The sequence below is a fragment of the Bordetella genomosp. 5 genome, assembly GCF_002261475.1.
Taxonomy (GTDB): domain Bacteria; phylum Pseudomonadota; class Gammaproteobacteria; order Burkholderiales; family Burkholderiaceae_B; genus Bordetella.
The window spans coordinates 218,216-236,759 of the sequence record NZ_NEVN01000011.1 but is presented as its reverse complement, the minus strand read 5'-3'; the positions used below and the strand labels follow the sequence as shown (position 1 = coordinate 236,759).

Annotated in this window: 17 protein-coding genes, 1 tRNA gene and 1 pseudogene; 5 read left to right on the top strand and 14 right to left on the bottom strand. The window is 63.5% G+C overall.

Features of this window, described 5'->3' with window-relative positions; translation table 11 throughout:
• The first annotated feature begins 224 nt into the window (after positions 1 to 224).
• Positions 225 to 935 (top strand): hypothetical protein, encoded by a 711-nt coding sequence (locus CEK29_RS20600; RefSeq protein WP_094859185.1) that lies wholly within the window; start codon positions 225 to 227, stop codon positions 933 to 935.
• An 87-nt stretch (positions 936 to 1,022) separates the two neighbouring features.
• Here CEK29_RS20600 and CEK29_RS20595 read toward each other — a convergent pair whose 3' ends face one another.
• The 4 genes from CEK29_RS20595 to CEK29_RS20580 form a co-directional block, all read right to left on the bottom strand.
• The gene (locus CEK29_RS20595) at positions 1,023 to 2,333 is read right to left on the bottom strand and encodes an MFS transporter (RefSeq protein ID WP_094804278.1); all 1,311 of its coding nucleotides are present in this window, start codon (positions 2,331 to 2,333) and stop codon (positions 1,023 to 1,025) included.
• A 187-nt stretch (positions 2,334 to 2,520) separates the two neighbouring features.
• The gene (gene dgoD / locus CEK29_RS20590) at positions 2,521 to 3,669 is read right to left on the bottom strand and encodes a galactonate dehydratase (RefSeq protein ID WP_094804276.1); all 1,149 of its coding nucleotides are present in this window, start codon (positions 3,667 to 3,669) and stop codon (positions 2,521 to 2,523) included.
• 33 nt (positions 3,670 to 3,702) lie between these two features.
• Positions 3,703 to 4,338: a 2-dehydro-3-deoxy-6-phosphogalactonate aldolase gene (locus CEK29_RS20585; protein ID WP_094859184.1), complete on the bottom strand. Its 636-nt coding sequence runs from the start codon at positions 4,336 to 4,338 to the stop codon at positions 3,703 to 3,705.
• A complete protein-coding gene (locus CEK29_RS20580; RefSeq protein WP_094859183.1) occupies positions 4,335 to 5,345 on the bottom strand; it encodes a 2-dehydro-3-deoxygalactonokinase in 1,011 nt (336 codons plus the stop codon). The genes CEK29_RS20585 and CEK29_RS20580 overlap by 4 nt, the downstream gene beginning before the upstream one ends.
• Positions 5,346 to 5,707: 362 nt before the next feature.
• On the opposite strand from CEK29_RS20580, the gene CEK29_RS20575 reads away from it, so the two are divergent.
• Positions 5,708 to 6,511, top strand: a complete 804-nt coding sequence (locus CEK29_RS20575; RefSeq protein ID WP_094804270.1) for an IclR family transcriptional regulator — start codon at positions 5,708 to 5,710, stop codon at positions 6,509 to 6,511.
• Positions 6,512 to 6,529: 18 nt separating this feature from the next.
• Here the strand turns inward: CEK29_RS20575 and CEK29_RS20570 are convergent, their stop codons facing one another.
• From CEK29_RS20570 to CEK29_RS20555, 4 genes are all read right to left on the bottom strand, one after another.
• Positions 6,530 to 7,150, bottom strand: a complete 621-nt coding sequence (locus CEK29_RS20570) for a glutathione S-transferase family protein (RefSeq protein ID WP_094859182.1) — start codon at positions 7,148 to 7,150, stop codon at positions 6,530 to 6,532.
• Positions 7,151 to 7,210: 60 nt separating this feature from the next.
• Positions 7,211 to 7,804: a 1,6-anhydro-N-acetylmuramyl-L-alanine amidase AmpD gene (ampD, locus tag CEK29_RS20565; protein WP_094804266.1), complete on the bottom strand. Its 594-nt coding sequence runs from the start codon at positions 7,802 to 7,804 to the stop codon at positions 7,211 to 7,213.
• Between the two features lie 142 nt (positions 7,805 to 7,946).
• Complete coding sequence (locus CEK29_RS23975; RefSeq protein WP_176456945.1) at positions 7,947 to 8,207, bottom strand: PP0621 family protein; 261 nt, start codon at positions 8,205 to 8,207, stop codon at positions 7,947 to 7,949.
• 6 nt (positions 8,208 to 8,213) lie between these two features.
• Entirely contained in the window at positions 8,214 to 9,056 is an 843-nt protein-coding gene (locus CEK29_RS20555; RefSeq protein WP_094804262.1) for a cytochrome C assembly family protein, read from the bottom strand.
• 87 nt (positions 9,057 to 9,143) lie between these two features.
• On the opposite strand from CEK29_RS20555, the gene ffh reads away from it, so the two are divergent.
• Entirely contained in the window at positions 9,144 to 10,550 is a 1,407-nt protein-coding gene (gene ffh / locus CEK29_RS20550; protein ID WP_094804260.1) for a signal recognition particle protein, read from the top strand.
• A 357-nt stretch (positions 10,551 to 10,907) separates the two neighbouring features.
• Here the strand turns inward: ffh and thiS are convergent, their stop codons facing one another.
• Genes thiS through trmB form a run of 3 tightly spaced genes read right to left on the bottom strand, consistent with a single transcriptional unit; the run spans position 10,908 to position 12,889 of the window.
• Positions 10,908 to 11,108 (bottom strand): sulfur carrier protein ThiS, encoded by a 201-nt coding sequence (gene thiS / locus CEK29_RS20545; protein WP_094804258.1) that lies wholly within the window; start codon positions 11,106 to 11,108, stop codon positions 10,908 to 10,910.
• Between the two features lie 11 nt (positions 11,109 to 11,119).
• Positions 11,120 to 12,061, bottom strand: coding sequence for a prolyl aminopeptidase (gene pip / locus CEK29_RS20540; RefSeq protein ID WP_094859180.1), 942 nt, complete (start codon positions 12,059 to 12,061; stop codon positions 11,120 to 11,122).
• Between the two features lie 33 nt (positions 12,062 to 12,094).
• Positions 12,095 to 12,889: a tRNA (guanosine(46)-N7)-methyltransferase TrmB gene (gene trmB / locus CEK29_RS20535; RefSeq protein ID WP_094859179.1), complete on the bottom strand. Its 795-nt coding sequence runs from the start codon at positions 12,887 to 12,889 to the stop codon at positions 12,095 to 12,097.
• A gap of 304 nt (positions 12,890 to 13,193) precedes the next feature.
• Here trmB and CEK29_RS20530 point away from each other — a divergent pair, with 304 nt between their 5' ends.
• Both CEK29_RS20530 and CEK29_RS20525 read left to right on the top strand, forming a co-directional pair.
• A complete protein-coding gene (locus CEK29_RS20530) occupies positions 13,194 to 13,541 on the top strand; it encodes an antibiotic biosynthesis monooxygenase family protein (RefSeq protein WP_094859178.1) in 348 nt (115 codons plus the stop codon).
• A gap of 79 nt (positions 13,542 to 13,620) precedes the next feature.
• Positions 13,621 to 13,694, top strand: a tRNA-Gly gene (locus CEK29_RS20525).
• A gap of 316 nt (positions 13,695 to 14,010) precedes the next feature.
• Here CEK29_RS20525 and CEK29_RS24215 read toward each other — a convergent pair.
• The 3 genes and pseudogenes from CEK29_RS24215 to CEK29_RS20515 form a co-directional block, all read right to left on the bottom strand.
• A pseudogene (locus tag CEK29_RS24215) lies at positions 14,011 to 14,167 on the bottom strand (IS3 family transposase); the annotation flags it as partial.
• Between the two features lie 111 nt (positions 14,168 to 14,278).
• On the bottom strand, positions 14,279 to 17,209 hold the full coding sequence (locus CEK29_RS20520) for a hypothetical protein (protein WP_141218370.1): 2,931 nt from the start codon (positions 17,207 to 17,209) through the stop codon (positions 14,279 to 14,281).
• 77 nt (positions 17,210 to 17,286) lie between these two features.
• Positions 17,287 to 17,904 (bottom strand): hypothetical protein, encoded by a 618-nt coding sequence (locus tag CEK29_RS20515; protein WP_141218369.1) that lies wholly within the window; start codon positions 17,902 to 17,904, stop codon positions 17,287 to 17,289.
• Positions 17,905 to 18,544 lie beyond the last annotated feature (640 nt).

Sequence of the window (18,544 nt, the reverse complement as noted above, 5' to 3'; positions counted from 1 at the left end):
CTTGGTCATGTCTGTTCTCCGGTTCGGTTGAGGGGCGCGGGGTTGAGTGGGGCGCCGTTTGCAGGTCTGCGTCGTTGCGTCGCTGCCATGAACAGAACTTTAAAGAACAGGACGAAAGCCCGGTAGACGGCAAAATATCGCTTCAACGTTCTATTTAAAGAACGATTGGCGCGCAGGCCGCCGAACCGGTACGCTCTCCCGCTCCTCATTGCGGAACCCTCGACATGATGCGCAAGGCGTGCAAGATCCTGCTGGGCGTGGTCTGGACGGTCTGGTTGGTCGCGGCCCTCGCGTTGGCCGTGGGTGTCGTCATTTTCGAGCGAGCCTCTCAGACCTACGTGGTGCCGATCAAGATCGCGTCGGGTGCCACGGCGCAGGCCGAGGTTTACCGCTGGAAGGAGGCACCCCTGTGGCTGGATGCGCGGTTCGGCGACCGGCCGGGCGCCCGGCCCGGCGAGCCGCGGCCCGAGCTGGGCGAATACAGCGTGCCGGTGGACACCCCCAAAGGGGCGTATCCCAGGTTCGCCAATCCCGGCGAGCCTCTGCGCGTGCGCGTGCGGCGCGACGATGGCGCCGAGGTGCTGCTGGCCGCCACGCCCACCAGCGCCAGCAGCGCACGGCACTACTACCGCGATCTGTACCCCGCCGTCGTGATCGACGGCACGGTCACGCGGGATCAGGAGCCGGCCTTCATGCTGGCCGAGGGCACGAACAACCTGACCTTCACGATCGAAGCGGCCGGGGCCGCGCTCGGCGGCGAAACCATCGATCTCGTGGTGAACTCGCCGATCGCGCTCAAGCGCACGGCCAGGGGCTACGAGAATCTCTCCACCTTGCTGTTCTGGCCCATCCTCGCGCAGTTGCTCGGCGTGGTGCTGCTCGTGCTGCTGGGGCTCACATGGTGGTATCGCCGGCGCGCCCGTCGCGCTGCCTGACTACGCCGATCGCGGCTTCAAAAAACAAAGGCCCGTGCAACGTCTGCACGGGCCTTTGTCATTGCCATCAGGCAGGCGCGATCAGGCTCAGGCCTGGATCCGCTCCACCTTGCCCACCAGCAGGATGTACGACAGGGCGCCCAGCAGCGCCAGCGTCGACACGTAGATGATGGCGGGTGCGAAGTTGTCCGCGGTCACCAGGAAGCCGATCACGATCGGGGTGCAGATCGCCGACAGGTTGCCGATGAAATTGAACACGCCGCCCGTCAGGCCCAGCAGGCGTTCCGGCGCGAGCGCCGACACCAGCGACCAGGTGATCGAAGCCAGGCCGTTGCCGAAGAAGGCCAGCGCCAGGAAGAAGATCACCCACGGGGTCGAGTCGGTGAAGTTGGCGCCGATCATCGAGGTCGAGATCAGCAGGCCCAGGATGATGGGCAGCTTGCGCGCGAGGCCCACGTTGGCGCCGCGGCGGATCAGGAAGTCCGACAGCACACCCGAGCACAGCACGCCGATGAAGGCGGCCAGGAACGGCACCGAGGCCAGAAAACCCGACTTGATGAAGTCCATGCCGCGGTACTTCACGAGATACGTGGGGAACCACGTCAGGAAGAACCACAGCGTGGAGGTCAGGCAGAACTGGCCGAGGTACACGCCCCACAGCTTGCGCTTGCTCATCACCAGGCCGAGGTCGGCCCACGAGAACGGCGCTTTCTTTTCGAGATTGCGACGGTCCAGGTCGACGATGCCGCCGCCCTTCTGAATCAGCTCGATCTCGGCCGCATTGGCGCCCTTGAAGGCACGCGGCTCGCGGTACACCATGTACCAGATCACGCCCCACACGATGCCCAGCAGACCGGTGCTCACGAAGACCATGTGCCAGCCGTAGTGATGCTGCAGCCAGGCGAGCACCGGCGTGAGGAACGCCAGGCCGACGAACTGGCCCGAGGTGTAGAAGCCGATGGCGGTGGCGCGTTCGCGCTCCGGGAACCAGGTGGTGACCACGCGGTTGTTGATCGGATAGGCGGGCGCCTCGAGCGCACCGACGGCCAGGCGCAGCACGAACAGCAGCACGAAGCTGCCGGCAAAGCCCATGAAGAAGGTCGCGGCAGACCACAGGATCAGGGCCAGCGCATACAGCACGCGCGGCGAGACACGGTCGACCAGCCAGCCGCCGGGAATCTGCATCGCGGCGTAGGTCCAGCCGAAGGCCGACAGGATCAGACCTTCCTGGATGGTCGAGAGGCCGAACTCATCCTTGATGCCAGGCGCTGCGATCGAGAGATTGCTGCGGTCGAGATAGTTGATGACGACGGTGATGAACAGCATCACCATGATGATGTAGCGGCTGCGCGTGGGTTTTTGCGCGAGCGGCGCGCCGGCTGCGGTAGCGATGGACACGGCGGGTCTCCTCGGAGGGCTTGGGGCCGGCGTGCGCTGTCAGCGTCGCCGGGCATGTTATGAATCTGCAGGGGTCTCGCAAAGCGGCCCGAATGGGATGCGCGGCCCTGTCCGCGCGTCCCGGGCAAATCGCCCGCGCTTGCCAACCGCTCCTGTCAGGGGCGGCGGTCAGGCGCGGGCGGATGATTTACCACTCGGCGAAGCTGCCGTCGGCGTGACGCCAGATCGGATTGCGCCAGCGGTGGCCCACGGCGGCGCGTTCCTTCACGTACTCTTCATTGACCTCGATGCCCAGGCCCGGACCCTGCGGGATCGCGACCATGCCATCTTCGTAGGCGAACACTTCGCGGTTGCTGACGTAGTCGAGCAGGTCGTTGGCCGCGTTGTAGTGGATGCCCAGGCTCTGTTCCTGGATGAACGCGTTGTAGCAACCCGCGTCGATCTGCAGGCAGGTGGCCAGCGCGATCGGGCCGAGCGGGCAGTGCAGCGCCAGCGCCACGTCGTAGGCTTCGGCCATGGCGGCGATCTTGCGCGTCTCGGTGATGCCACCGGCGTGCGACGGATCGGGCTGGATGATGTCGACATAGCCGTCGGACAGCACGCGCTTGAAGTCCCAGCGCGAGAACAGGCGCTCACCCAGCGCGATCGGCGTGGAGGTGAGCGGAGCCAGCTCTTTCAGCGCCTCGTAGTGCTCGCTCAGCACCGGCTCTTCGATGAACATGAGCTTGAACGGATCGAGCTCTTTCATCAGCACCTTGGCCATGGGCTTGTGCACGCGGCCATGGAAGTCGACGCCGATGCCCACGTTCGGACCCACGGCCTCGCGCACGGCGGCCACGTTTTCCAGGCACTTCTCGACCTTGTCGAACGAATCGATGTATTGCAGCTCTTCGGTGCCGTTCATCTTCACGGCGGTGAAGCCGCGCGCCACGGCATTCTTCGCGGCCGCGGCCGTGTCGGCCGGGCGGTCGCCGCCGATCCACGAATACACGCGGATGCGGTCGCGCACGTTGCCGCCGAGCAGTTGCGAGACGGGCACGCCGAGGGCCTTGCCCTTGATGTCCCACAGCGCCTGATCGATACCGGCGAGCGCGCTCATGTGGATCGCGCCGCCACGATAGAAGCCGCCGCGGTACAGCACCGTCCAGTGATCTTCGATGTTGCGCGGATCCTTGCCGATCAGGTAGTCGGCGAGTTCTTCGACGGCCGCGGCCACCGAATGGGCGCGGCCCTCGACCACGGGTTCGCCCCAGCCGATCACGCCTTCATCGGTCTCGATCTTGAGGAACAGCCAGCGCGGCGGGACGATGTAGGTCGTGAGCTTGGTGATTTTCATGAGAGGGACTCCTCTGCAAAGAGATCGAAAGAATCAGCGGGTGGCGATGGCTTGCCAGGCGGCGACGAAGTCGCGGGCGCGCGCGCCCACCTCGTCGGCCGACAGGCCGGGTTTGTACAGTGCCGAGCCCAGGCCGAAGCCCGAGGCGCCGGCCGCGGCGAAGTCGGCCAGGTTCTGCGGCGTGATGCCGCCCACGGGCAGCAGCGGCGCGCGCAGCACGGCACGCCAGGCGCGCAGCACCTGCGGGCCCAGCTGCTCGGCGGGAAACAGCTTGAGTGCGTCGGCGCCCGCGGCCAGTGCGGCGAACGCCTCGGTGGGCGTGGCAACGCCCGGCAGGCAGAACAGCTGCTCGGCCTTGGCGCGGCGGATCACGGCCGCGTCGCTGTGCGGCATCACGATGATCTGGCCACCGGCCTCGCGCACGCGGGCGCAGTCGTCGGGATCGATCACGGTGCCGGCGCCCAGCAGGCAATCGGCCGGCAACACGGCGCGCATGGCGGCAATGCTGTCGAACGGTTGGGGCGAGTTGAGCGGCACTTCGATCAGGCGGAAGCCCGCCTGATACAGCGTCTGGCCGATCGCGGCAGCTTCTTCGGGTCGAATGCCGCGCAGGATGGCGACCAGGGGGCAGGCCTGCATGGCCTGGGACAGCGGGGTGACGGTGCTCATGGCGTCTCCGTGAGAGTCGCGCGGACCAGCCCGGCGGCCTGCGCCAGATGCCAGAGACCGCGTTCGGTAGCGTGACGAGCCTGGGCCGGCGTGCCCAGGCCATAGTGATCCAGCGCGAGGCGATAGCGATCGCACAGGGCGTCGTCGCCGCACAGCACGAGGGTCGGCGTGGCGCCTTGCTGACGCAGCATTTCGGCAAGCGTGGCGATCTCGTGCCCGATCAGCAGGCCCGAGAGGTAGTCGGGGCCGGCCGATGCGGTGAGCGCGCCGGTCAGGCTCAGCGTGCGCGCGCTGAAGATCGTGGACAGCACGCCGGCGCGGCCCGCGGGCGCGCCCGCCACGCGCAAGCCGCGCGCATAGGCTTCGGGATCGGCGCCGCCATCGCTCATGGTGCGGCCCAGGATCGTGTGGCCGCGCAGCGCGGCATACACCTCGCCGGTCATGAACGTGTCGAAGTGCGTGACGCGGCCGCGGCGCACCGACACCCACTTGGAATGCGTGCCGGGCAGACCGATCAGCAGGTCGTCCGCGTCGGCGCCGAGCGTGTCCAGCACACCGGCCACCTGGGTTTCTTCGCCGCGCATCACGTTGGGCAGGCCGTGGCGCTGGATCAGGCCCGGCACGATGTGCAGCGGCGTGCCCTGGCGCGGCACCTGCGTGAGCTGGCCGGCGAGCTGGCGCAGGTCGACCGGCACGTCGAGGTAGGCGGCTTCGCGCCAGCCTTGCGCGCTGCCGACCATGCCGCAGGCGATCACGGGAAGATGAGGCTCGGCGCGCAGCCAGTCGCCGCAGGCATGTTCGAACGCGAGTTCGAAGCGGCTGTCCTGATCGGCGGGCGCGGCGGAGAGGGCGCCGTCCTGAACGGGTTGGGGCAGGTTCATGATGCCCCAGGGCAGATGGCGGGCATCCAGCGTCTGGCCATCAGAACCCATGCGATAGGCGCGCAGCGAGGAGGTGCCCCAATCCAGCGCGATCAGTGCCGCGGCGTCGGGCTTGCCGGTAGTCATGGAAAAACTGTCTCGTTGTCGGACGCAAGACGCGCCCGGTTTTAGGGGCCGTGGGCCCCGATGCGAAAAATTCTAGACGAGCGGCCAGAAAATCTCAAAATATAGAATTGAATCTCATATATTGGGATAGAATGCGGTTTTTAGGGCGGTCTCGAGGCTGCTGTGGCCCGTCCCGCCGGGGCAGACGCAGGCGTGTCTTGCCGGTGTTTTATGCTCTGCCGCTTTACCGCTACCGCTTTACCGCTTTACCGCCTTACCGCTTCATCGCATGACAGCCTTATCGCTTCACGCCTTACCCGCCTCGGCGCCGTCATCGTGCGCCGGGCTGCGGCGCCTCCGGTGCCGCTCTCGACAGTGAATTCATGAATCGTCCTGCTCTCTCGCACTCTCCGCTCGATCCCGACGCCGGCGCGCCCGCCGGCACGCAGACCCTGATGCGCGGGCTGGCCGTGATCCAGGCCGTCGCCCAAGGCGCGCGCGACCTCAAAGAAATCTGCGCACGCATCGGCGTGGCGCGCAGCACCACGCACCGACTGGCGAGCTGCCTGGTCCAGGAGCGCTATCTGCGCGTGCTGCCTTCTCTGGGTTATGCGCTGGGGCCGCGTCTGATCGAGCTGGGTTTTCAATCGCGCGAGGCGATCCCGATGGTCACGCTGGCGCGCCCGCATCTCACGGCGCTCGCGGATATCACGGGCGACACGATCCATCTGGGCGTGCGTGATGGCGCCGAGGTGCTGTATCTCGAAAAAATCCCCGGCAAAAAGGGCCTGGAGATGCGCTCGCGCGTGGGTCATCGGATGCCGCTCGCCTGCACGGGCGTGGGCAAGGCGCTGTTGCTCGACGACGATGAGAACCTCTGGCAGGCGCTGCATCAGGTGGGCACGCCGGTGGCGGCGCGCGCCGTCGATCCCAACGCCGGCTGGCGTGTGTTCGCGGAGCGGATGCGCGATTACGCCACGCGCGGCTATGCCTTCGACCTCGAAGACAACGAGCCGTCGATCCGCTGCGTGGCCGCGCCCGTGCGCGACGCCAGCGGCCGCATCGCGGCGGCCGTCAGCGTCTCGAGCACGGTGCCTTACATGTCGCTCGAGCGCATGCGCGAACTGGTGCCGACCGTGCAGCGCTCGGCGGCCGAACTCTCGGCCGAGCTGGGCTGGCAGGTCTAGCCGCGCGCGCTGCGCGGGTCAGCTGAGCGGCAGCGCCAGCACGCCGGCCGTGGCCGGCCGCATCATCACGCGCCGGTACCAGGCCGACAGCGCCGGCGTGGCCGGGCGCTCGATGGGCAGTCCGAGCCAGCGATGGGTGGAGCACACCAGCGCCGCGTCGCCCATCGTGAACTGCGCGCCACTCACGTAATCGCGCTCCTGCAGCGCGGCGTCGAGCAACTGCGCGCAGGCATTGATCTGCTTCACCGACTTGTCGATCACGGCCTGATTGCGTTCGCCTTCGGGCGTGCGGATCAGCTGCAAAAAGGCCGGCACCATGGCGGGCTGCCATTCGGTCGTCTGCCAGTCCATCCAGCGATCGGCATCGCCGCGCACGCACGGGTCCGTGGGCCAGAGCGTGCCGCTGCCATACCGTGCCGCGAGGTAACGCACGATGGCGTTCGATTCCCAGAGCACGAAACCACCGTCGTCGATCACCGGCACGCGGCGATTCGGATTGAGCTTGCCGTATTCCGGCGTGTCGAGCCCGCCGAACTTGCCACCCACCTCGACGAGCTCGTGCGGCAAGGCCAGCTCGCGCACGGCCAGCATGACCTTCTGCACGTTCAGCGAACTCAGTCTTCCCCAAATCTTCAGCATGATGATTCCTTGTGGTCGGTGCGTCTGCCGGGCCGGGATGGCCAAGGGCGGCAGGGCGGGTCAGCGCGGTGGCAGCGCGCGGGGCAAAAAGCCGTTATCGCGGCCAAAGCGCGGCCAGTCGAAGGCCGCGCCGGGATCGGTCTTGCGTCCGGGCGCGATGTGCTCGTGTCCCCACGCGGCGCGCAGCGGATAGCGGGCGCGCAACGCCGCGGTCAATGGCGGCAGCGCCTTGTATTGCGCATCGGTGTAGGGCAGCGTGTCGGTGCCTTCCATCTCGATGCCGATCGAAAAATCGTTGCAGCGCTCGCGGCCGGCAAAACGCGACACGCCGGCATGCCAGGCCCGCGCGTCGGTCGACACGTACTGCACGATGCTGCCGTCGCGCCGGACCAGGAAATGCGCCGACACCCGCAGACCGGCCAGGCGGGAAAACCACCGGTTGGCGTTCAGGTCGAGCCGATTCAGAAACAGATCGCTGACGTAATCCGGGCCGCCCGCGGTCTTGAACTCACCGGGCGGCAGCGTGATGTTGTGCATCACCAGCAGGCTCACCTGCGTGCCGGCGGGGCGTGGGTCGGTATTGGGCGAGGGCAGTCGCGTGACGGTGGCGCCCGGCACAAGCCAGCCGTGCCGATCGAGGATCAGGGTTTGCATGACGACATCTGCAGCGTCGCGCGAGGGTGCGCGGGGAAGGCCGTGCCCGGCGGGCAGGCGATCGCTGCATTATGCCGGGAGCGGCGCAGGAAGCAAAAAGCCCAGGCATGACGGCCTGGGCTCCTGAGCGGGACTCCGGGCATCAACTGCCGGGCTTGCCCAGCCGCGCATGCTCGGCGCTGCACCAGGTCTGGCCCTGCTGCAGCAGGGCTTCGGAGCGGGGCAGGTGGATGCCGCAGTGCGCGCAGCGCACCATCGGCTCGCTCGGCACCGGGGCGTTTTTCGAGCCCGATGGGCGCGAGGCGGCCTGCGGCTTCTTGCGCTGGGCCGCGCGTGCGCCGGCGATGCGGGCGATCATCAGCACCGCCAGGATCACCAGCACCCAGAAAAGAATCTTGCCCATGTTTGCTCAGCCTCGATGCAGGATCACTTCGAGGACGAAGCGGCTGCCGGTGTAAGCCAGGATCAGAAACGCGAAGCCGGTGAGCGTCCAGCGCAGCGCCACGCGGCCCCGCCAGCCTCGAATGTGGCGGCCGGCCAGCAGCACGCCGAAGGTCAGCCACGACAGCAGCGTGAAGACGGTCTTGTGATCGAACGGCAGCAGCCGGCCCGTGAGCAGGGTGGAGGCCACCGAGCCCGTGGCCACGGCCAGCGTCAGCACCGAGAAGCCGACCCAGATCACCCGAAACAGCAGTTGCTCCTGGATCAGTAGCGGCGGTTGGGCGTCGAGCACGCGGCCGATGATGCTGCGTTCGGCCGGGGATTCGAGCGGGCGGTGCAGATGGCGGTCGAGCAGCGCCATCAGCATGGCCTGGAGCGCCGCGATGGTGATGAGGCCGTAGGCGGCCAGCGCGATCAATAGATGCAGGCGCAACCAGCCATTGGCGGCGTGCGGCACGACCTGCCCCTGCGGAAACACGGCCGCCAGCAGCGTGACCAGCGTGGCGGCGGGCAGCAGCAGCAGCTGCAGGCCATCGATGCGTACCAGCAGGCTCTCGAGCCAGAACACCAGCAGGCCGAGCCAGATGGCGGCCGACATGGCGAGCGCCCAGCCGATGAAAAGATGTTGTGTCCCCAACATGGATTGCCACAGCGCGATACCATGCAGGACCAGGGCGCCAAGCAGGCACACCCGGGCGATCCGTCCGGTCTGCTCGACACTGCCGTGTTGCGCCAGCCGGCGCCACATCGAGCCGCCCAGAATGGCGTAAGCCAGGGCAGCCACGGCGTGAAATACAATGCCTGATGACATAGAAACCGTTGGGTGGATGAAAGCCTCTGGTGCATCGCGCGCCCGAGGCCAAGATTCAATCAACTAGTGTAAGCGGAAACGCCTCTCATGCTCGATAACCTGACTCAACGTTTGTCGCGCGTCGTCAAGACGCTGCGCGGCGAAGCCCGTCTCACCGAGGCCAACACCCAGGAAATGCTGCGCGAAGTGCGCATGGCACTGCTGGAGGCCGACGTGGCCCTGCCCGTGGTGCGCGACTTCGTTGCGCGCGTCAAAGAAAAAGCCCTCGGCGAAGAAGTGGCGTCCAGCCTGTCGCCCGGCCAGGCCCTCGTGGGCGTGGTCCACAAGGAGCTCACCGCGCTCATGGGCGGCGATCTCGGCGCGCATGCCGCCGAGCTGTCGCTGGCCACCCAGCCGCCGGCCGTGATCCTGATGGCCGGCCTGCAGGGTGCGGGCAAGACCACCACCACCGGCAAGCTGGCCCGCTGGCTCGTCTCCGGCGAGCACATGCAGGGCGGCCGCAAAACCGGCAAGAAGAAAGTGCTGGTGGTGTCCGCCGACGTGTATCGTCCCGCGGCGATCGAACAGCTCAAAACGGTGGCCGCGCAGGCCGGCGTCGATTTCCTGCCGTCCGATCCCAGCCAGAAGCCCGAAGACATCGCCCGCAACGCGGTCGACCACGCGCGCCGTCATCACTACGACGTGCTGATCCTCGATACGGCCGGCCGCCTGGGTATCGACGAGGCCATGATGCGCGAGATCCGCGCGCTGCATGATCTGGTCAAGCCGATCGAAACCCTGTTCGTGGTCGACGCCATGCAGGGTCAGGACGCGGTCAACACCGCGCGCGCCTTCGCCGACGCGCTGCCCCTCACCGGCGTGGTGCTCACCAAGCTCGACGGCGATGCCCGCGGCGGCGCGGCCCTCTCGGTGCGCCATGTCACCGGCAAGCCGCTCAAGTTCGTCGGCGTGTCCGAAAAGCTCGAGGGCCTCGAGCCCTTCTACCCCGAGCGCATGGCGCAACGCGTGCTCGGCATGGGCGACATCGTGTCGCTGGTCGAGCAGGCCCAGAAAAACATCGACATCGCCGAGGCGCAGAAGCTTGCCGCCAAAATCAAGTCGGGCAACAAGTTCGACCTGAACGACTTCCGCGAACAGCTCGGCCAGGTCAAGAAGCTCGGCGACATGGGCTCGCTCCTCGAAAAGCTGCCTGCACAGTTCCAGCAGGCGGCCGGTCAGATCCAGGGCGGCCAGGCCGAGAAGCAGCTGCGCCGCACCGAAGGCATCCTCAACTCCATGACGCCGCTCGAGCGCGCCAAGCCCGAGCTCATCAAGGCCGCGCGCAAGCGCCGCATCGCGGCGGGCGCTGGCGTGCCTGTGCAAGAGGTCAACCGCCTCCTGTCGCAGTTCGATCAGATGCAGGGCATGATGAAGCAGATGAAGAAGGGCGGCATGGCCAAGATGATGCGCGCCATGGGTGGCATGAAGGGCCTGGGCAAGTTCGGCATGCGCTGAGTTCGCACCAGCCAAAAAAACGGCCAGACCTTGCGTCTGGCCGAATCGATCGGGGCAAGCGGGGATAGCCTGTCCCGATACATTCCGGCAAACGCTGCGGGGATTGCCGGTCTGTGCGGATATTCCGGGAAGCCGCGGCACGCGTCGAGACGCGGCCGGGGCGGATCTAGCCGGGCTGCGAGCGAAGGGGCTTGGGGACGTGATGCAAGCCCGGGGTCGCTCCTTTTTGCATCGAAGAAAAAGGCACCGTGGGGCTGATTATGGTCGCGGCGGACAGGCCCGCGAAAGCGTGATGGTGTAACGACATGCTATCGCGTGGCGCGGCGTCCGGCGCCGTGCCACGCGAGGAAAAACGACTCAGCCGCCGCCGACCGCCACGACGATTTCGATCTGATCGCCGTTGGCCAGCGCGGTCTCGCCGTGCTTGCTTTTAGGCACGATTTCGCCGTTGCGCTCGACCGCCACGCGCTTGCCGGCGTAGCCCAGAGTGTCGAGCAAGCCGAACACGGTGGTGGCAGGCGCAACCTCGCGGGCCTGCCCGTTGAGCGTGATGTGCATCTAATGACTCCTTATTGATTGGCGTAGCCGTCGGTGGCCTGGATCAGACGCGCCAGGATGCCCGGCTCGTCGAACGCATGGCCCGCGTCGGGCACCAGATGAAACGCCGCCTGCGGCCATGCGCGGTGCAGATCCCACGCGGTGCGCGCGGGCGTGCAGACGTCGTAACGTCCTTGCACGATGGTGCCGGGGATGTCGGCAAGCTTGTGCGCGTCGCGCAGCAGCTGGCCTTCTTCTATGAAGCCCGCGTTGACGAAGTAATGGTTTTCGATGCGCGCGAAGGCGAGCGCCGCGCGGTCGGCCGCGTGGCTTTGCTGATGGCGCGGGCTGGGCAACAGCGTGATCGTGTTGTCTTCCCATTTGCTCCACGCCTTGGCCGCGCGCAACTGCTCCACGGGGTCATCGCCGACCAGCCGCTTGCGGTAGGCGGCGATCAGGTCGCCGCGCTCGGCTTCCGGGATCGGTGCAAGGTACTCTTCCCATTGATCGGGAAACAGCCACGACGCGCCTTCCTGGTAGAACCAGAGCAGCTCGGAACGGCGCAGCGAGAAGATGCCGCGCACCACGAGCTCGCTGACGCGATCCGGGTGAGTCTCGGCATACGCGAGCGCGAGCGTCGAGCCCCACGATCCGCCGAACACCAGCCACTTATCCACGCCCATGATCTCGCCGCGCAGCCGCTCGATGTCGGCCACGAGATCCCAGGTGGTGTTGTTGTCCAGGCTCGCGTGCGGCTTCGACCGCCCGCAACCGCGCTGATCGAACAGCAGCACGTGGTAGCGGCGCGGATCGAACAGCTGGCGGTGCACCGGCGAGCACCCGCTGCCGGGGCCGCCGTGCAGAAACACGGCGGGCTTGCCCTGCGGATTGCCGCAGAGCTCCCAATAGACCTGATGCCCGTCGCCGGTGTCCAGCATGCCGTGACGGTAGGGTTCGATCGCGGGATACAGCATTGCAACCTCACACGTTAGAAAAGCCGGCGCGTGTCAGACGCGCTTGAAGATCAGATCCCAGACACCATGGCCCAGACGCAGGCCGCGCGTTTCGAATTTGGTCTGCGGGCGATAGTCGGGCCGCGGCGCGTAGCCGTCCACCGTGTTGGCCAGGAGCGGCTCGGCGCCCAGGACCTCGAGCATCTGCACGGCGTAGTCCTGCCAATCGGTGGCGCAATGGAAGTAGCCGCCCGGCTTGATGCGGCTGGCGAGCAATTGCACGAACGGCGGCTGCAGCAGGCGGCGCTTGTGGTGGCGCTTCTTGGGCCACGGATCGGGGAAGTACACATGCACGCCATCCAGCGAGTCCGGCGGAATCATGTCGCGCACGACTTCCACGGCGTCGTGCTGAATGATGCGCAGGTTCTCGATCTGCGAGGTCTCGATGCGGTGGAGCATGGAGCCCACGCCGGCATTGAAGACCTCGACGCCGATGAAGTTGTCGCCCGGACGCGCCAGCGCGATCTTCTCGGTCGTCTCGCCCATGCCGAAGCCGATCTCCAGGATCGTGGGGGCGCTGCGACCGAAGGCGGCCTGCACGTCGAGCGTGCGCGCGGCATACGGGATGGCCCACTTTTCCATCAGCTGCTCAAGCGCATCGCGCTGACGCTGGGTGATGTGGCCGCGGCGATGCACGAAGCTGCGGATGTGCGTGGCGCCGGGGCTGGCGGGCGCATGGCCGGCCTGGGCGAGCGCCTCTTGCGTGCCCTGCGACAGGGGCTGCGACGCGTCGGCGTCGCCGGCCGGCGCGGGGGCGCCGGGTTGGTGTTCGGGGGTGTTCGTATTCATAACCCGCGATTGTAGTAGGCGCGCGCGGGGAGGTGGGGAGGGACGGATCGGGCCGGGGGGCGGTAACCCGCTGGACGTATCGAGCCGGGGCGAGGCCTGGTCTCCCGCACAAAGCGGAAACGCAGCCTGACATCCGGCGCACGACCGGCAGCAGCGGATCGCCGCCTGAACCCGCACCGTGTCGCTCGCAAGGGCAAGCCCGGGCTGCCGCCTGCTGGCGGGTCATCCGACCATCGTGAGTACACTGCGGCCCTGTGCGTTCCGCGAGGAACGCGGTTCCGATGCCGCGAGTTCAGGAGCAGCGATGTATTCCTCCACGTTCACCTTCGCCAAGGGCGAGTTCGACACCGACTTTCACGCGCTGGACGACGCGATCGCCCAGGCGGCCCGCGCCATCCCCGGTTATCTGGGCGAAGAAGCCTGGGAAAATGCCGCCACCGGACTCGTCTCGAACGTGTATTACTGGGAGACGCTCGAGGCCCTCGAGCAGTTGATTAACCTGCCGCGCCACCGCGAAGCCAAGCAGGCGCAGTCGCGCTGGCTGGACGGCTATCACGTGGTGGTGGCCGAAGTGATCGGCAGCCACGGCAACAACAAAATCCCTCATCCGCTGGCCGGACGAGACGTCGCGATCAAGGTGCGCGGCTGCTAGTTTTTGCGAAGCGCGCCCGTGAGTTCCTCGCTATAATTCACGCCTCTGCCAGCCTTTGAGGCCGGTACGACACACCGACGCGGGTGTAGTTCAATGGTAGAACGGCGGCTTCCCAAGCCTCAAGCGTGGGTTCGATTCCCATCACCCGCTCCACTTCACTGAGGTCCACGGCAAGCGCAGGACGCTCACTGAGTGATCGATGCCTTTATCCGGCAGCGCATTTCCTTTTGAGGATGTCCAATGACGTCGGGGAATGCTCGAGCCGCGACCTCCCTCAGCGCATTGTCAGTCCATCGATCCGTGGGCTGGTGTACCGCATGGTTGCTGCAGTCGCATCGCCCGGACAGAAACTCACGCCCATCTCCGCTCGATCCGGGATCGAGGATTGAAGCCTGCGCGTTTCGATATGGCGATCGCTCTTTGCACTGACCCGCAGAAGCGAGACGGTCAGAAGCTGAAGCACGAAGGCCTGAGCTCGATATTGCACCGGGCTCAGGCCTTTTAGCTTTAACTCGATGCGGTCGTGATTGTCGCTACGGACGGGCGTGCTGCCGCACTCCCGCATGCAACGGGTCGATGCACTCGCAGCGGTTCAGCTGGAAGAACGCTGCCTCGAGCGTGCCGAAACTCGGCCCCCGGAATATCGGCTTCGCCTTAAAAGGCAGCGAACCGCCGTGCTTCTCGTCATGAGCGCGTGTTGGTAGACGCTGCACGTGGGCCGTTCACAGACGAGACCCTCATGGCAAAGCCAGGGTTTCTGGCAGATCGCCAAACCTTTCGTAGGGGAAGATTCCCCAATATATTCGGGCGCTGTCCGGATCATCATCGTTGTAGATCTTGACCGAGACATAAGACACCGTGCCCAGACTCATATCGGGAAACACCACACTGGCGCGCTCGATAGGCGCCATGGCTTCCAATTCCTGAGTGGCGACTTTTTTCTTGGGGTCGAGTATCAACACCTGCCCCTGCGCGGAGCCCGTGAGTCGGGGTTTAACCAGATACAACTCACAAACAACCGTTTTTGCGCTATACAACGAATTATTGAACATCATCACGGTGATGTCCGCGTTGCCTTTCGTCGTCTTGCTCGGCGTGAATCTGATCGACCTTGAGAATGCATTGAAAAACAGGTCGTTCGAGAGAGGATAAACGCGGAACAAAACAACTTTTGGGACACCAAAATACTCTTGCCAGCCTGGTCCCGTGAGCTGCACGTCATACTTGACGTGCATGATTTTAGTCTGGGATGACTTATAAATGTAGGGAGTCAACTGGTATTCGTAGATTGCATCTTTGACCGCCCCTGTAGAAATCGAGATGCTGAAAGACGACGACGTGGTGACACTGGTTGTGCTCGCTTCGGTGTCACTGTTGTGATAGTTCACGGTGGTCGTGAACCACCCAATCGTGAGGCTTCCCCCCACGCTGAAGGTAGTGTTTGTGCTGTAGGTTTTGTCCTTATGCGTGCTATTTTGGTTGGTATAGTGGGTGGAAGTGCCAGCGGCGGTGTCATCGGTTACCGGGATATCCTCCAGGTCGAACATCAGCGTTTTTGGGCTGGTGTAGCCGGGTTTCGACGCTTCGAGATAGGTCAGAATTGAACCGATTTCGTAGTCTGAATCGTATGCGAAATCCTTGATCGTGGTCGGAAAATAAGCATCCTGGGCTTGCCCGATCGGGAAGACAACCGTGAGCACGCCAGCATACGTTTTTACTCCGTTTACGCCCTTGAATATTGGGTATTCCCAATAATAGTAAGGCTGTAGTAAGCCGTGAACCGCATCGTTCTGGCTCACCCCCACGGATACATGCAAATCAGTCGAACTGCTCGATCCTGAGACTTGAGAAAAATCCTCGCCATACGCAAAACTTGCGTGCGCACTTACTTCTAAAATCCCACTTCCGGCCTTGAAGCTTTCCTCTGCGGTTACTGACCAGTTTTTGTGCTCAGTGGCCGACAGGCCATTGACGGTAGTTGCGGTGGAGCCAAGTGTCAGCATGGGCTGCCCACTCGTCAGACTATGTTCGAATGGCGGAGTTTGATAAACGGCCATTATCTGCTTCGCCTGTGTCGATTCTATCAGGGTGGGCGTGCCAATATAAAAGCAGTTGCCTGACAAATCGGCGCCAAAGATGTAGGCCATTCCGGCCATTATCCCCAGGCTGCTGTCGTAGGAATCAGTGTTGCTGTCTATCCATATCGGGAAGGTCAGCCAGTCCAGCTCATAGGTTGGCCATTTGAACGCCACGGTCGCCACTCCGGCGGGACCATGCACTTCAATCGGAATCGTGGCACGCCTGATATTTTGGCCTTGTTGCCACTTACCAGCCTCCTCGGGATTTAGGTAACTGGTGGCAAGGAAGTTCACGCCGCCCACCTCCATGTCAGCGGATTTGCTGCTGAATGGAATTGCCGTGTAGCTCAAAAACAGGGCCCCGGGCTGAAAATAATTAATGGCAACTACACTTTCAGTTTGAAGGCTGTTGTCGTCGGCCGCGTGCAGAATGGTGATCCATACCTGAGACTTTTTGTCGCCGTACAAGTCGGGCTTCAGCCACGAGTCACATACGATATACCTGTTGGGGGCTGATATATAGCTGAGAGGCGTAATGGATAGATTGGCCAGCGTCGTTTGCAATAGCACCAACTCCACCTGGCCTGCGCTGGGGATGCTTCGTGAATTGCGGTTCAGAAGCCCTCCTTGGGCCTGCCACAATTCCGTAGTCGTCGTGATGCTCCCATTCCACGTGCAATAACGTAGAACAAATCTTCCTGTTCGTGGCGAATTCGCACTCGGAGCGACCGGCTTCAGGTCAACTCCTTTGTACATTCCCTGCAGCGATTTCACATTCGGATCGGAACTGCTGTCGCATGGGATGTAAACAAAATCATCGGAAACCACCGAGTAGCTGAACTGACTCTGGTCTAAGGTTTCGTGATTCATGAAGGTGCCGATGTCTACCGAAACCAGCATCAGGGTTGAGATGACGGGGGTGGGTAGATTCATGGCCAGCTTCGTGGCCGGCAGGTCCAGTGTATGTCTATCGTGGCGTAACAGCAGTACTATGTCTTGCGACATATTATTTTGGACGATCGTCATTCCGATGATTTCGTCGTACCATCCCATCCCCGAGAATCTGACGGCGCCCAGATCGGGGAAGTAGCAAGCTGGATTGCCATCAAGCATCGCGAGCGCAGTCAAATCTTTTTGGTCCCCCGCGTGTCGGGACAGCAGAGGAACGGAGCCCAGCGTTTTTATGCTGTTCCATTGATCGCTGGTGACGAAGCCATCTATTTTTTCTTCTGTCACCAGTTCGCCAGTGTGCAGATCCAGGCTAATCTTTACCGAGACTCTGTTTTGCTTCACCACGTGGACGCACTCTCGTGCGTCAGCGCCAGAATGGACACTCTTCACGTCAAGCAGTACTTCATCACCTTCGGCAATTTTGATGCAGCGTTGCGTCTTCGCATCGGCCGAAGTGTAGTATGCATGCCAGGCAAAGCCGTAATTTTCGCTGTTGGTCAATAATATGCAGATGGTGTCGAGCACCGGATATTCTGTTCTGTATCCTGCGCCTACCGGAATGGGTGGGACGGGATAGGTGTTATTGATAGAGCGATGGGGATGATCAAAAGGATTGTTGTCATGCACGCGGTTTGACATGATGTGGGGCGCCATCGAAAGTCAATATAAAATCCCCCGAAGTTCGGGGGATCTGGGTGATGTCTGAACTGTCTTTACTACTCTGATTCGATCGAGATCGGCAGGCGCGCCTGTACCGACTCGCCCCCTTCCGTCACGCCCACCACCTTATATTTGCAATTCTTGATCTCTACTGAACCGGTGTTGGGTGTCAGGAAGATGGACTCGGCATCCAGCCGTGTGACGCGCACGTTGACTCGCGCGGGGCCGTCACCCTCGATTCTCATCATGTAGAACGAGACCAGGTCCGCCAGATTATTTCCGTATACGCGGAATTTCTGTGTACGAAATTCTTCAGGGGTGACGGTGGTGGGATTTACCCTCGAGATGGATGGAGGCCCGCTGGGTTCGCTTTTGTTGCTTACCGTCACCGGACCTGCGCTCGAATACAGATAAATTTCCTGCAGGTCGGAAAATCTGAATTCGAAGCCGTACATTCCGTCTTCCAGTCCTTCCGGAATGAGAAATTCATAACTCGAGAATGTGTCCCAGTCGTCGCAGACAACCGCGCTCAATTGAGCGGTTCCGAGGCGACCACCAAAAAACTTCATGCTGCCAGGGTTAGCCGGTGAAAGAGGCGCTGTTGTCACCTTTACCAAGCTGCCCGCTATCGCGCCGTCCTGGTCAAAAGAGATCACATCCACGGGGACTGTCATTTTGGCTTTGTCCTGAGGCTAAAAAATTTAGGAGAAAATTCGAACTTGCGTCGAATCCTGCGGGATAGATGCAAGCTAATCGTGCGCTGTGCAGAGAGATCAGCAGGCTAGTTATCGAGTTGGCACAAAGATGTAATGTGCAAACATCGTTTGACAGCATTGATTTGTTTTAGAAATCGCCAAATAGAATTTTTGCCAATTTGTGATGGCCGGCGCTCGCGAGACTTCCCGAAAACCTATCCCTGTCGCGCGCATCAGGGCCAACGAATGGGGTGAAGGAGAGGTGCTGAAGAAGATCAGCCGAAGGCGGCGGGCGCACAGATACGGGCGAGGCGGGGGCAGGCCCGCTGTTGTAGCGGTGTGAATGGATTTAAGGCCCGCTTCTGATCACCGGCAGCTTGGACTCAATCAGCGGTGAGCTTTCGCAGAATCAGCCCGCTCAGTTTTGGGCCCGCGTTGTCACACGGAATGTGACCTCCGGGTCGCGCTGATCTTGCGCACCGGGCGGTGATGCGCTCGTCGCAGGGGTCGCGTAAATCACGTTGCGGATCTGGGGCGAGAACGCGAAGCACGGAAGCCGTTTGCGCCGTGAAACCCGGCGCGTGGTTGCCGCTTGGCCGGGGTGATCCTGACTGCATTC

What these genes read in the sequence shown, in the direction of transcription:
- pip (WP_094859180.1), bottom strand. Translation starts at nt 12,061, where the DNA reads ATGCTGTATCCCGCGATCGAACCCTACCGTCACGGCATGCTGGACACC.
- CEK29_RS20555 (WP_094804262.1), bottom strand. Translation starts at nt 9,056, where the DNA reads ATGTCATCAGGCATTGTATTTCACGCCGTGGCTGCCCTGGCTTACGCC.
- CEK29_RS20600 (WP_094859185.1), top strand. Translation starts at nt 225, where the DNA reads ATGATGCGCAAGGCGTGCAAGATCCTGCTGGGCGTGGTCTGGACGGTC.
- CEK29_RS20580 (WP_094859183.1), bottom strand. Translation starts at nt 5,345, where the DNA reads ATGACTACCGGCAAGCCCGACGCCGCGGCACTGATCGCGCTGGATTGG.
- CEK29_RS20520 (WP_141218370.1), bottom strand. Translation starts at nt 17,209, where the DNA reads ATGTCAAACCGCGTGCATGACAACAATCCTTTTGATCATCCCCATCGC.
- CEK29_RS20515 (WP_141218369.1), bottom strand. Translation starts at nt 17,904, where the DNA reads ATGACAGTCCCCGTGGATGTGATCTCTTTTGACCAGGACGGCGCGATA.
- dgoD (WP_094804276.1), bottom strand. Translation starts at nt 3,669, where the DNA reads ATGAAAATCACCAAGCTCACGACCTACATCGTCCCGCCGCGCTGGCTG.
- ampD (WP_094804266.1), bottom strand. Translation starts at nt 7,804, where the DNA reads ATGCAAACCCTGATCCTCGATCGGCACGGCTGGCTTGTGCCGGGCGCC.
- CEK29_RS20570 (WP_094859182.1), bottom strand. Translation starts at nt 7,150, where the DNA reads ATGCTGAAGATTTGGGGAAGACTGAGTTCGCTGAACGTGCAGAAGGTC.
- CEK29_RS20575 (WP_094804270.1), top strand. Translation starts at nt 5,708, where the DNA reads ATGAATCGTCCTGCTCTCTCGCACTCTCCGCTCGATCCCGACGCCGGC.
- trmB (WP_094859179.1), bottom strand. Translation starts at nt 12,889, where the DNA reads ATGAATACGAACACCCCCGAACACCAACCCGGCGCCCCCGCGCCGGCC.
- ffh (WP_094804260.1), top strand. Translation starts at nt 9,144, where the DNA reads ATGCTCGATAACCTGACTCAACGTTTGTCGCGCGTCGTCAAGACGCTG.
- CEK29_RS20585 (WP_094859184.1), bottom strand. Translation starts at nt 4,338, where the DNA reads ATGAGCACCGTCACCCCGCTGTCCCAGGCCATGCAGGCCTGCCCCCTG.
- CEK29_RS23975 (WP_176456945.1), bottom strand. Translation starts at nt 8,207, where the DNA reads ATGGGCAAGATTCTTTTCTGGGTGCTGGTGATCCTGGCGGTGCTGATG.
- thiS (WP_094804258.1), bottom strand. Translation starts at nt 11,108, where the DNA reads ATGCACATCACGCTCAACGGGCAGGCCCGCGAGGTTGCGCCTGCCACC.
- CEK29_RS20530 (WP_094859178.1), top strand. Translation starts at nt 13,194, where the DNA reads ATGTATTCCTCCACGTTCACCTTCGCCAAGGGCGAGTTCGACACCGAC.